This is a genomic window from Bacillus sp. mrc49 (genome assembly GCF_002803435.1).
In genome coordinates, this window is the sequence record NZ_PHNG01000688.1 from 224,745 (window position 1) to 238,381 (window position 13,637).

The following is a 13,637-nucleotide window of genomic DNA, read 5'->3' on the forward strand; positions in this document are numbered from 1 at the left end:
TCCCCAGCAGAAAAAGCAAGGATTACTTTGATAAAAGGTCCAAGTTGCAGCTCATAAAGGAGAAAATATATGGGAGGGTCAAATATGGATAACCTACCAAACGAGCAAATCACATCCGAGCCGCTTAATCCTAAAAATAATGTGCCGAACCAACTATCCGAGTTACCGGATAAAGGAATCAACCCTTTTGTGTTAATGTTCATCGTCATCGTGATTGTGACGATATTAACCTACATATTGCCTGCTGGCCAATATGAGAGGATTGAACAAGATGGTCGAAGTGTCGTCGATCCAACGTCCTTTAAATTTATCGATTCAACACCAGTAGGGCTATTGCAAATGTTCAGCAGCATTCACGCTGGAATGATCGAAGGGTCATCGATCATCTTGTTTGTCTTTTTATTTGGAGGGGCACTTGGAATCATGCAGGCAACAGGGGCACTTGATTCATTCATCAAATTCGTGGCGGTCCGATTCGGGACAAAAGAAAAATTGCTTATTCCGTTGATGGTATTGATTTTCGCCTCATTAGGGACATTGATAGGTTCAGCTGAAGATGCGCTCGTCTATATCGCGATCATCGTTCCGATGACGATTGCCTTGGGGTTCGACGCCCTCACGGGGTTTGCGATCGTCATCCTTGGAACCTTGGCAACGGGATTCATTTCCGGAATCACCAATCCATTCAATGTAGGGGTCGCCCAAAGCATTGCGGAACTGCCCATGTATTCGGGAATGGGGTTGAGAATTGCCATCCTTGCTGTGTTTTACGTCATCACCGTTTTATATATATATTTTCATGCCATGAAAGTGAAAAGAAATCCTGAATTAGGTGAATACGGTAAATTCAGGCGTGAAGATCATACGATGGTTGATGAAGACTTCAAGATGAGTAAACGACATTCCATGGCTTTATTCGTCTTATTGCTGAACTTCATACTATTAATCTATGGTGTCATTAAATTAGGTTGGTATATAAGCGAAATTGGCGGGTTGTTCTTATTGAGCGCGATCATCATGGGAATGATCGGGGGCTTATCAGCATCCAAGATGGCCAATGGCTTTATCTCAGGAGCGGGCGATATGGTTTCGGGGGCATTGATTATAGGGGTTGCGCAGACGATCTTGGTCATCATTACAAGCGGCGGCCTGCTGGATACGATTTTATATTATGCGGCAGGAATGGTCGAGCATCTACCGCCCGCCATCAATGCACTTGGAATGTTCATTGTGCAAATGTTCCTTAACTTCATCGTTCCGTCCGGCAGCGGCCAAGCAGCATTGACGATGCCAATCATGGCGCCGTTGGCGGATATAATGGGAGTGACAAGACAAACTGCCGTATTGGCTTTCCAATTGGGGGACGGGATATCGAATATGATATTCCCAACGTCTGGAGTGCTTTTGGCCGGTCTTGCCGTAGCGGGAATCTCATTTACGAAATGGGTGAAGTGGGTGCTTCCTTTCCTTATCATCCAGATTGCCGTGGCGATAATTTTTTTAATCATTGCCCAAAGCATTCAATATGGTCCTTTTTAAATGTAAAAATATCAGAATTTTCCAAATTAATAATCAAGGAGGCCTTTTATGTTGAAGCATGTACAGGAGACGATGGTTGATGAGGTGATTTCGTGGAGACGCCATTTTCACGAAAATCCTGAGCTCTCGTACGAGGAGCACGAGACTTCAGAATATATCTACACGATATTGAGCGCCCTTTCAGGATTAGAAGTGACTAGGCCGACCAAGACAAGCGTCATGGCGGTTCTCAAAGGAGACAAGGCTGCGGCGCAAAAACAGAATATCATCGCATTTCGTGCAGATATTGATGCTCTTCCGATCGAAGAGGAAACAGAATTGGAATGTAAATCAAGAAATCCTGGCGTCATGCATGCATGCGGACATGATGCGCATGCAGCGATGTTATTGGGTGCGGCCAAAATCCTTTCTGAAAAAAAAGCGGCCATCAATGGGGAAATCAGATTCATTTTCCAGCACGCCGAAGAGGTTTTGCCAGGGGGAGCTCAAGAGTTGGTGAAAAAAGGGGTCATGGAAGGAGTCGAATTTGCATTTGCCCTTCATGTTACTCCGTATGAAAGAACAGGGACGATATGTTTAAGGGACGGAGTGTTCTGTGCAGCAGCAGATGACTTTGAAATCAAGATCATTGGTCAGGGCGGACATGCTTCGACCCCTGAATTGACGATCGACCCGCTAATGATCGGTGCAGAAATGACAACCAATATTCAAAACATCGTCTCCAGAAAGATTTCCGCCCTTAGGGCACCCGTCATTTCAATCACTCAGTTTCATGCTGGAAGTGCGCTCAATGTCATTCCGGAATATGCTGAAATCGGCGGTACGATTCGCTCCTTACACTCCGATAGCCGAGTGAAGGCTAGGGAGTACTTGGAGCAAATCGTCAAAGGTGTCACCGAGGCTCATGGAGCAAGATACGAATTAACTTGGCATTTAGGTTATCCAGCCGTAGTGAATGATAAGGCTGCCGTTGATATTTCGCGAACGGTCATGGGAGAGATTTTTGAAGAAAAACAGATCATTGTGGTCGATGATCCGATGTTTGGAACGGAAGATTTTTCGGCGTTTTCAGAAATCGTTCCAGCTTCGATGCAGTTCCTTGGGGTTCATAGTGATGAGTTGGGAAAAGCTTACCCTTTACACCATCCTAAATTTAAAATCGACGAAAGGGCCTTGGAGTATGGTGTAAGATATTTTGTCGGGATTGCCGAAAAATTGTGCGGTCAGCAGCCATCAATTGAAGGAAGCATGGCGGGTGAGCTAAAAACGGGTAACATGGCCGAATGAATCGCGGCTGTCCGGAATTCGCTCCGGATTAAAATTTTAGATGGCCGGGAGAAGATAGTTAATTGATAAGATAAGGACGTGGAAATTATGGGGAATGGACTGGAGAAAGATGATCAACTGCAGCGTTCAATGAAGCGGCGCCATTTATTCATGCTTTCGCTTGGCGGCGTAATCGGTACGGGCCTTTTTCTGAATGCAGGCTATACCATTAATCAAGCAGGTGCAGGAGGGGCTTTGATTGGTTATTTAGCGGGCGGTATCATTTTATATATGGTCATGGTCTGTCTTGGAGAACTGGCGGTTCATATGCCGGTTACTGGTTCCTTCCAAAAATACGCGGCTGAATATATTGGGCCATCCGCCGGATTTTCACTTGGTTGGATGTATTTCGTCGGCTCGGCTGCAACTGCGGGTGTTGAATTTACAGCAGCAGGAATCTTGATGAAGCACTGGTTTCCCCACGTTCCCACCTGGATATGGTGTGCGGTGTTCATTCTGCTTTTATTCTCCTTGAATGCCTTGACGACCAGAGGGTTCGCAGAGGCTGAATATTGGTTCTCCGGGATAAAAATCATTGCCGTAATCTTGTTCATCTTAATAGGAATCGCTGGCATCTTTGGTTTCGTCTCTTTATCGGATCGTCCGACCCCATTCTTTGAGAATCTTGCTCCTTCCGGCCTTTTTCCAGCAGGGGGGATAACGATTATCTTCGTTACCATGATGAATGTCATATTCTCATATCAAGGCTCGGAACTGATCGGAATCGCAGCGGGGGAGAGTGAAAAACCGGAAGAGAACATCCCTAAGGCAATTCGCAATGTCCTTTTTAGAATCATTGTCTTTTACCTTGCATCCATCATCATCCTTTCAGCGATATTCCCTTCGTCGGAATTGGGCTTATTGGAAAGTCCATTTGTTACCTTGATGAAGATAGCGGGGGTACCTTATGCAGCAGGCATCATGAACTTCATCATTTTGACAGCGATACTTTCCGTCGGGAATTCGTGTCTATATGCCTCAACACGCTTGCTTTGGGCGATGGCCCATGATGGAATGGCACCAAAGGTTTTCGGTTTATTATCCAAAAGGAAAGTGCCTTTGAATGCCCTTTTATTCACCATAATCTTTTCACTATTATCGTTATTGACCAGTTTCATGGCTGCTGATACGGTGTTCGTTTTGCTCATGTCGATTGCGGGCATATCCGTTACTATCTCCTGGATGGGGATTGCCTTATCACAATATATGTTCCGCAGGAAATTTATAAAAGCCGGCGGGAAAACGGAGGAGTTACAATACAAAGTGCCTTTTTATCCTTTTGTCCCTTTGTTTTGCTTAGGCTTTTGTTTAATGGTATTAGTATTCCTTGCTTTTGATCCGACTCAGCGGGTTGGCTTGTTCTACGGAATCGGATTTTTGGCAGCCTGCCTTTTATTCTATAAGTTCAAATTGGCCAAGAAGATTCCGTCAACGATGCAAATGGAAAATGGTAATGAGAAATTGATGTAGTCATGAGAAATGACTCGTTCGCAGAAATGGCGAACGGGTCATTTTTTCATATTAAAGGTTCTTTTGCATACTCACAGGGTACTGTCAGAACAAAATAAAATAGATTGACAATTATATAGAAGCCCTTTAAGATTAAATAAATACTACTTATTAGAATAAACAGATAAATAGTATTTATTTTCTCCCTATAAATTCAAAGGAGGCTGGTAATGGGTAAGTTGATTCTTTCGTCATAAAGAAAAGGCAAACGATTACTGGATTTTCGTGAGATATGACTCCCATTCTCATTTAAGACCCGTTACCATGTATACTGTTGGTAAAGGTATAAGAAAGGGAGGCAATGCAGGCAATGCAAAATAGAAGTGAAGAATTGGTCCATGAGCTTGGACGGAAAATCGTGAACGGAGAATACCTTCCTGGCGAAATATTGCCAAAGGCTGAAGTATTGAGTGAAATGCATGGAGTCAGTCGAACTGTGGTCCGTGAAGCCCTTAAGGGGTTGGCTACCCGTAAACTTATAAGGTCCAATCAAAGGTCAGGAACGAGTGTATTGCCAAGGGCCATGTGGCAGTGGTGGGATATTGATGTATTGACCTGGATCATTGAAGATGAAAACAATAGTGACTTTATCCTTCATTTGACCGATGTTCGGCTGGGGCTTGAACCAATGGCAGCAGCCTTGGCAGCTAAAAGGGCAACGGACCAAGATCATGTCAAGATCAAGGCATGCTTCGAAAAGCTTGAGCAATCTGTCGGGGACGAGAGAGCCTGGGCAAAGGCTGATTTTGAATTCCATCAAAGCATATTACACGCGTCTTATAACGACTTAATGATCGGCACCATCCAGTCCCTGCATAAAGCGCTCATAATAAGCCGTGAAAAAACGTTTCATGCGGTGAAGGAATATGCAGATCCGACCTTCGATTCTCCAACAAAGGAAGTGTTGGATCGGCATCGGGCAATATATGAGGCCGTGCTTGCACGTGATGAAGACCTGGCACGTCAAAAAATGACAGACCTGATCTTACGTGTCAAGCGGTTGCTGGAAGAGATATATGTATCATGAAGTTCTCCATGATAAATGCTAATCATCATTTTTCTAAAAGAAAGGAGTAATGGAGTTGGGTATACAAGTTGTTAGATTCGAAAAAGAAAATAAAGCAAGCTGGGGGGTTGTTGCTGGAGACAAAATCCTCGTCCTTAATGAAGCATATGGCACCCTGGCCGAATTTCTCGAGAAAGGGGCCGAGAAGGCTCGTGGGATAATGAAGCAAGGAACAGCCGATTTTGTTTCATTAAAGGAAGTGAATATCCTGAGTCCGGTTACGAAACCGGCGAGGATCGTTTGCCAAGGGGCGAACTATTCCACACATCGTGCCGAGGCAGGGCTTGAAACGGGACGTCCGCCGTTTAATATGATTTTTAGTAAAGCGGACAGTTCCCTTTGTGGGGCCTACACGGAAATCGTTCGTCCTGCGCACGTGAAATTGCTGGATTATGAAATAGAGCTTGGTCTTGTGATCGGTACGGATATTACAGCGCCAGCCCATGTTACCGATAAGAACCTTCATCGATATGTGGCAGGTTTAGTCATTGTGGATGATGTCTCAGCAAGGGATATCCAGCTTCCCGAAGGTCAATGGTTAAAAGGGAAAAGCTATCGGACATTCGGCCCCACAGGTCCTTACCTTTACCTGCTTGATGAAGAAGAAATCCCGTTAATCCATGATTTAGAGGTGAATCTTTGGGTGAATGACGAATTACGTCAGTCTGCTAATACGAATCAATTATTATTTAAGCCAGCAGAAACATTAACAGAGCTAAGTGAAATCATGGACTTATCAAAAGGAGATTTGATCATTACCGGAACAACAGGCGGGGTCGCTCTAAATCTTTCAGCAGAAATCATGGGTAAAGTATCCAGTCTGGCGGTCCCTGGGCAAGAGAAACTGGATTTGCTCGTTGAGAATCAAAAAACAAGTGCAAAATACCTTCGGGATGGCGATGTAATTCGTTGTACAATCAAAAGCCAGGATGGGAGGATAGACCTTGGCGAACAGATTAATACAGTCATTCCAAGTCAAGTTGCTAGTCTCCTAAATTCTTAAGTGGATGTAAAAGGTTGGGATCGTGCATGTACCTTGTTTTGAGGTGAATCCCAGCTTTATTCCTCGCTTAAGTTATACAGCTCGATTTATTTGTATGCGCTTACATGAGGTATTGCGATATTGGTATGAATGATGGAAGGGGATGTTTTATGAAAAATGAGATTTTCGATGTAGCGATCGTCGGTTATGGTCCAGCAGGGAAATTGTTAGCAGCCTTGCTTGGCCAAAAAGGCTGGAAAGTGGGTGTGTATGAACGATTTCCAGAGCCCTTTTCATTACCTAGAGCCGTACATTATGATCATGAAGTAGCGAGGATCCTTCAAACGGTAATCCCTACGATTGATATCGAAACGATTTCCGAAAGAGTTCAAGATATGTACGAGTGGTGTAATGCGGATCATCAAGCCCTTTTGAAATTGGATTGGTCGGAGTTTGGCATCTCTGGATGGCCGCGGGATATGTTTTTCAATCAACCTGAACTGGAACGAAAAATGGATATATCGTGCAAAAGCCTATCTACAGTAAGCATCAATCTTGGATATGAGGCAGTCGGACTTTCTGAATATCAGGATAGGGTGGATTTGATCGTCAAAGATTTTCAGGGTGTACAAACAAAAGTAACAGCTCGGTATGTTGTAGGATGTGATGGGTCCAATAGTTTCGTTCGTAAACAGATGGACCATACGGTCACCGATCTGGGATTTCAATCCGACTGGCTCGTGGTGGATATCATCCCAAAAGTAGAACGGGAGTGGAAACCTAGCAATCTGCAATTATGTGACCCAGCACGACCAACAACCGTTGTTTCTGGAGGACCAGGAAGGAGGCGGTGGGAATTCATGGTTCTTCCTGATGAAACAAAGGAGGAACTTAATCATGAAGAAGTCGCTTGGCGTTTATTGGAACCGTGGAATATTTCAGCTGATAATGCGATTTTGGAGCGGCATGCCGTTTATACATTTCGGGCAATGTGGGTGGATGACTGGCGAAAAGGAAGGCTTATGTTAGCAGGCGATGCTGCTCACTTGACTCCACCGTTCATGGGGCAGGGACTATGCTCAGGGCTTCGTGATTCGAAGAATTTGGCTTGGAAGCTAGATCTTGTTTTACGCGGCGTAGCTGATGAAGCCATCCTGGATACGTATACCACAGAAAGAAAACCTCATACACAAGCGGTTATTGAAGCCGCTCTATTTTTAGGCAAAATGATTTGTGTAACCGATCCAGAAGCTGCGAAGGAAAGGGACGAAGCCTTTTTAACTGGAAAGGCACCGGAATTTCCAGAATTCCCGAACATGACGGACGGAATTCTTTATAAAAACGATGAAGCAGCCAGTGAATCGCATGCAGGTCGGTTGTCGTTGCAAAGTGAAGTGAACTACAAAGGCGTGACAAGCCTGTTGGACGATGCAGTTGGACAGGGATGGAAGATTTTGAGTTTCCTTGACGATGCAAGCAGATTTTTAGGGGATGGGCAGATAGAGTTTATGGAGCAACTGGGAACAAGATTCATAACCATTATTCCGAATCAAGAAATAGGCAGGGATGCTGTAGTGGATGTAAAGGGGAAGTACAGACAGTTTTTTGATGAAACCGGATTCAAAGCGGTCATTGTCCGCCCGGACTTTTATATATTTGGTGCTGTTTCGTCATTCGATCGGCTGCCTATTTTGATCGATGATCTTTCGAGACAAATAAAGCTGAATAGGAAGACAGACAATTCTAGATACATCACTCAATAAGAGAGTATAGGGTGTGTCATCACCCTATTGATAAGGTATTGCCTGTGGGAGGCAGGACCAATCATGTCCATGAATTAAGTATAGCATAACTATCGAACTATTATTAATGAATTAGCTGAATATTAGAAATCCGACTTATAAGTTTATTCATATAGCAAATGATAATGGAGGAATGAATGATGACCAAAATAAAAGTTTTTCGGTTAGCATATGCAGATTTCATGACGAAAAATCCAGAAGATATGATTAATTATTATACAAATGTAATGGGTTACCGGGTCACGGAAAAGACAGCAGGCATTACATATTTAAGTAACGGGCTCGATCATCATAATATTATCATCACACCAGCTGAAAAAACGGCCATTCGCAGCTATGGATATCAATTGGATGGTAAGCTGAGCTTGGAGGAAGTACAGGAGCAATTACAATTACAGGGCATCGCATCAAAACTGAGAAAAGGAAAGCCTGGAATTGCCACGCTCATTGAATTAAATGATCCTGCTGGAAATATCATTGAATTATTTACGGATATGGAACACTCAGCTGTTGGCTATGGTTCTTCGGGTATCGTTCCCCTGAAACTTGGACATATCGCTTTTTATGCGGACAATCACAAGGAAGTGGTTCAATTTTACCAAGAGTCATTAGGCTTCTGGTTTACAGATCAAATTGGTGAAGACTTTTGCAACTTCTTAACATGTAATTCGGATCATCATGTATTGAATATTGTTGCATCCAACGACACCAGAATGCATCATATTGCCTTCCAGCTGAAAGATGCCAGTCATCAATGCAACAGTTCAGATGTATTGGCGAAACATGGCCGCCCGATACTTTGGGGACCATCGCGCCATACGGCTGGCCATAACATTGCTTCATACCACCATGATCCAGATGGGAATATCATCGAGCTTTACACGGATCTTGATGTATTCATCCCTGAACTTGGCATGTTTGAGCCGCGTCCATGGCATAAATATTTACCGCTTAAGCCGAGAGTTTGGGAAGGTTTGAGTTCATGGGGAACTGAATTCGAAGTGGATTTGGCAAAAGTATAAGAGTATAGGGCGAGCGGTGATCGATCGTTAAAGCGGCAGCAGGATGGGGCAGTATTTTCTCTACCTCTGATCATGGATCGGACTTTTCATTTTCCCGATGCTTCTTCTCGGTGATCTAATAGGAGGGGCAGGAGGAGAAATCCATGAATACCTGAAGTCCAATTTAGAGTATGTTATGTAGGAGCCAATTGGAGGATTGGCTCCTCTTGTTTTCAAGCATCAGGTAATGATCAAACTGCAGATATCCGAAAAGCTGAACCTGATATGATGAAGGAGGCCATCTCCTGGCCTATTTCAAATGCTACAGTAGCGGACTCGCATTAAAAATTCCCCTAAGATTCAGTTCCAAGGGGAATTTATAAGAGTCTCAGCTTCTTATTTTATGTTTTTTTCATCATCAATATCCTGTTAAAGGGGGTAAGGTGATGTTCCCCAGGATGACATCCTTTTTTGCACCTGTAGCGCAGGGGACATTACTTGGTTTGCCATTAAACGTCTCGTTTGCAAGCAAGGCAAATGCTACGGCCTCTTTTGCTTCAGATGAGTATCCCAACTCTTCCTGCGTGAGGACGGTTATGGAATCTCCAAGCAAAGAGCGGATCATTTCAATTAACGTGTTATTGTAGCTGCCGCCCCCGCCGATGATCACTTCTTCTATGTCGGTTTTCGGCAGGATGAATGCTCGATAGTTGTCGACGATGGACTTGGCGGTAAACATCGTTACCGTCGCTAAGATGTCTTCGCCCGGAAGCGTGTTGAATTGCCTTAATAGATTTTCAACATATTGTTTGCCGAACAGCTCCCTGCCTGTCGACTTTGGTGGATGGCTCATAATATAGGGGTGGCTGAGGCAATAAGCTAATAGCTCTTCATTCATTTGCCCCTGCTTCGCCAATTTCCCGCCTTCATCATATTTCCTATTAAATAACTGGCGGCATACCTCATCAATGATCATATTCCCTGGACCGGTATCGAAGGCATACATGTCTTCGAGGGTGGCTTGCTTGGGCAGCACCGTCACATTTCCGATTCCCCCGATATTTTGAAGCAATCTTCCCTTCGTTTCACTTCTGTAAAGAACATATTCGGTATAAGGTACGAGCGGGGCACCCTGACCGCCAGCGGCCATGTCCATGGTGCGAAAATTGGATATGACTGGTGTGTTCGTGTCGTATGCTATCACTGCTGGTTCCCCAATTTGAAGGGTTGACGGAACCATATTCTCTTCCTGCAAAGGCTGATGATAGATCGTTTGCCCATGGCTTCCTACTAGATCCAGGTGCTCCAGGGGCAGTCCGGCTTTCTTGCAAACTTCCTTCGTTGCCTCTGAAAATAATTTTCCTAACTTGAAATTCAAACTGCAAATCAATTGCACATTGGATGTATCAACGGATAAAGACTGAACGATTTCTTCTTCCACGGCTTTCGGAAAAGGGTAGGTGATGAATTCGATCATTTCAATTTCCGTCTTCAGGCCGCTATCATTCACACGAACAAGTGCCGCATCGATGCCATCCAATGAGGTTCCGGACATTAATCCTACTATGTACATTTTCATGCCACCCATCTTTGCTAGTTTTATCATAACAAGGAATGTTATCTTACCTTTATTTTAATCTGCTTGGTTTGTTTGCTTTCATTGTGGGTACGGTCCAAGGCAGTCACTACATAAGTGTAAGTCTTTCCTTTTTCGACGGTACGGTCGATGAACGATTGATCATCCTTTTCTTTGTGGGCTGTAGCCAGTAAGTTCGTTGAATCCTCAAGATTTCCTTCATGCTTCCCATCAAAACGATAAATGGCATAATAAGATGCATCTGAATGCTTGTGGTCGCGAATCTTGAATTGGATTTCGGCACCCTTCTGCTTGGCCTTGCCAACCTTAGGAGGTTTTGGCGCTTCATTATCTATCCAAGGCATCGATGGAACCAAGGCAGGATGGCGGTAAATGTCTTCACGTAAACGGTCTGCTATCCCGAGTGGGTTATTCCGTAAATCTTTTGCACTGAAATGCATGCTGCCATCGAACTCTTTAAAAGATCGATTTAATTTTATCTGGTTTGGCAGTTCTTCCGGATCAAACCAGTTTTGCACGCCGTTGGACTCCGTATTGATTTTGTAATCTGCCTGTCCAATATAGAGCTGGACATTTTTACCTTTGACTTCTTTTGTCCACCAATCAAGAAGCTTCGCATAGTCGGCTACGGGCAATCCTATGTTCCAGTATAATTGAGGCGCAATGTAATCGATGTAGCCATTATTGATCCATGTTCTTGTATCCGCATATAAATCATCATAATTGGTTTGTCCGGCAGCGGTGTCCGAGCCTGTTGGATCAACCGCTTTGTTACGCCAGACTCCAAATGGACTGATACCAAACTTCACATAAGATTTTTCCGCCTTGATTTGTTCATTGATATGTTTAACTAGATTGTTAACATTGTCCCTGCGCCAATCTTCTACATTCGAAAATTCAGCTGCGCCATACCTTTGATAGGAATCATCATCTGGAAAAGGTATGCCGGCAATCTTATAAGGGTAGAAATAATCATCCATGTGAACCGCGTCGATATCATAATTCTTAACAACTTCCATAATACCGTCAATCACGAACTGCTGTACTTCAGGGATGCCTGGATCAAAGTACAATTGCTGTCCGTAGGGGATGACCCAATTTGAATGCTTTCTGGCAGGATGGGATTCCGGTAGTTTATCAAGGTCAGAGAGTTCAGCCGTTTTTCCTAAAGGCATGGTGATTCGATAAGGATTGAACCAGGCGTGAAATTCCATATTCCGTTTGTGAGCTTCCTCAATCATGAATGCAAGGGGATCGTATCCTGGATCCTTTCCTTGAACACCTGTTAAATATTGTGACCAAAGTCCATAGCGGGAAGGATAAAAAGCATCGGCTGTCGGTTTGATCTGCATGACGACAGCATTCATCCCCATCGCTTTTTGCTCATCCAAATACTTGATGAATTCTTCTTTCTGAGCCGTAACTGTCAATCCGGGCTTCGATGGCCAGTCGATGTTTAGCACGCTTGCAATCCAGGTGGCACGAAGTTCCTGCTTAACATGGGCCGTTTTGGGAGATGGCGAGTGAGCATCTGCATCTGCCATCAAGTCAGCGGGAAGGAGAAGCGATCCCCCCACTAAAGCAGTCAGTGCCAATGAACCTAGTTTTCTTTTTGTGATTCTTCCATTCATCAATCGTACAACCTCTTTTCAGCTAGTAATTTTTATATGATTATTTGTAAGCGTTAACAAATAATGAATATACCTATTCACTTAAAAAATGAAAGGGAATGCCTGAAAAAATAATGAATGCATGAAAATATTAAAAGTATGCAAAAATTCATAAAAATATAGAGGTAATACGCTTATTTTAAAATTAATTTTCAAAAATGTATATACAATATTGAAATTAATTTTTAGTAATGTTATATTCTTTTTAGAGATTCAACAGCATCACTACAGAAATAAAAAGGATGATAGGCATGCTAGAGCATTTAACGACAGAGCGTCGTAACGAAAAGACCATGAGTTTGGATGAAATGAAAACGATTGAATTTTTAGAAGTGATGAATGAGGAAGACATGAAAGTTGCACAATGCGTTAAGAAGGAATTGCCGCAAATTTCAAAAGCCGTGGATATGATCGTTGCAGCAATGAATGCGAAGGGCAGATTGATCTATATGGGTGCCGGAACGAGTGGACGCATCGGTTTATTGGACGCCGTGGAATGCCCCCCTACCTTCAACACTGACCCCGGGGAAGTGGTGGGTCTTATAGCAGGAGGAGAAAAGGCTTTCATCAAAGCGGTTGAAGGTGCTGAAGACAGCTTTGATTTGGGACCCGAGGATTTAAAGAAAATCGATTTAACAAGCAAAGACGTTGTTGTCGGCATTGCCGCAAGCGGGCGAACGCCATATGTCATTGCCGGCCTTGAATATGCCAATCAAGTTGGCGCAGGCACGGTATCGATAAGCTGTAACAAAGGTTCAGAGATAGGGAAAATCGCCAAAGTTGCCATCGAAGTCGTAAACGGGCCTGAAGTTCTGACTGGTTCTACACGATTGAAAGCGGGCACATCCCAGAAACTAGTGTGCAACATGCTTTCCACAGCTTCAATGGTGGGCATCGGGAAAGTCTATGGGAATTTAATGGTGGATTTACAGTTGACTAACGAAAAGCTGGTCGAACGGGCAAAACGGATCATCATGGATGCCACCGACTGCAGTTATGATGTGGCAGATGAATATTTAGCAAAGGCACATTCACAGCCTAAAATTGCCATCGTGATGATTTTAACGAATGTTTCATATGAAGAAGCGACAAACCGTTTGGAAATCGGAAAAGGTTTCATAAGAAAAACGATTTAAGCTTTTTAT

10 protein-coding genes are annotated in these 13,637 nt (G+C 43.7%); 8 read left to right on the forward strand and 2 right to left on the reverse strand.

The window, feature by feature from the left end; all coding sequences use genetic code 11:
• Positions 1-84: 84 nt before the first annotated feature.
• The 7 genes from CVN76_RS12405 to CVN76_RS12435 all read left to right on the forward strand — a co-directional run bounded on the left by CVN76_RS12405 (position 85) and on the right by CVN76_RS12435 (position 9,246).
• Positions 85-1,539, forward strand: coding sequence for a YfcC family protein (locus tag CVN76_RS12405; protein WP_100531485.1), 1,455 nt, complete (start codon positions 85-87; stop codon positions 1,537-1,539).
• Positions 1,540-1,587: 48 nt separating this feature from the next.
• Complete coding sequence (locus tag CVN76_RS12410; protein WP_100531486.1) at positions 1,588-2,826, forward strand: amidohydrolase; 1,239 nt, start codon at positions 1,588-1,590, stop codon at positions 2,824-2,826.
• An 87-nt stretch (positions 2,827-2,913) separates the two neighbouring features.
• Positions 2,914-4,335, forward strand: a complete 1,422-nt coding sequence (locus CVN76_RS12415) for an amino acid permease (RefSeq protein ID WP_061144193.1) — start codon at positions 2,914-2,916, stop codon at positions 4,333-4,335.
• A gap of 349 nt (positions 4,336-4,684) precedes the next feature.
• Positions 4,685-5,401 (forward strand): FadR/GntR family transcriptional regulator, encoded by a 717-nt coding sequence (locus CVN76_RS12420; RefSeq protein ID WP_061144192.1) that lies wholly within the window; start codon positions 4,685-4,687, stop codon positions 5,399-5,401.
• Positions 5,402-5,456: 55 nt separating this feature from the next.
• On the forward strand, positions 5,457-6,443 hold the full coding sequence (locus CVN76_RS12425; RefSeq protein ID WP_100531487.1) for a fumarylacetoacetate hydrolase family protein: 987 nt from the start codon (positions 5,457-5,459) through the stop codon (positions 6,441-6,443).
• A gap of 149 nt (positions 6,444-6,592) precedes the next feature.
• Entirely contained in the window at positions 6,593-8,185 is a 1,593-nt protein-coding gene (mhpA, locus tag CVN76_RS12430) for a bifunctional 3-(3-hydroxy-phenyl)propionate/3-hydroxycinnamic acid hydroxylase MhpA (protein WP_157805655.1), read from the forward strand.
• Between the two features lie 179 nt (positions 8,186-8,364).
• Positions 8,365-9,246, forward strand: coding sequence for a VOC family protein (locus CVN76_RS12435; RefSeq protein WP_198512547.1), 882 nt, complete (start codon positions 8,365-8,367; stop codon positions 9,244-9,246).
• Positions 9,247-9,643: 397 nt separating this feature from the next.
• On the opposite strand, the gene anmK is transcribed toward CVN76_RS12435, so the two are convergent.
• On the reverse strand, positions 9,644-10,798 hold the full coding sequence (anmK, locus tag CVN76_RS12440) for an anhydro-N-acetylmuramic acid kinase AnmK (RefSeq protein WP_100531490.1): 1,155 nt from the start codon (positions 10,796-10,798) through the stop codon (positions 9,644-9,646).
• 44 nt (positions 10,799-10,842) lie between these two features.
• Positions 10,843-12,366 carry a glycoside hydrolase family 10 protein gene (locus CVN76_RS12445; RefSeq protein ID WP_100531606.1) on the reverse strand — a complete coding sequence of 508 codons (1,524 nt, stop codon included), beginning with the start codon at positions 12,364-12,366 and terminating at the stop codon, positions 10,843-10,845.
• A gap of 368 nt (positions 12,367-12,734) precedes the next feature.
• On the opposite strand from CVN76_RS12445, the gene murQ reads away from it, so the two are divergent.
• A complete protein-coding gene (gene murQ / locus CVN76_RS12450; RefSeq protein ID WP_269800034.1) occupies positions 12,735-13,628 on the forward strand; it encodes an N-acetylmuramic acid 6-phosphate etherase in 894 nt (297 codons plus the stop codon).
• Positions 13,629-13,637 lie beyond the last annotated feature (9 nt).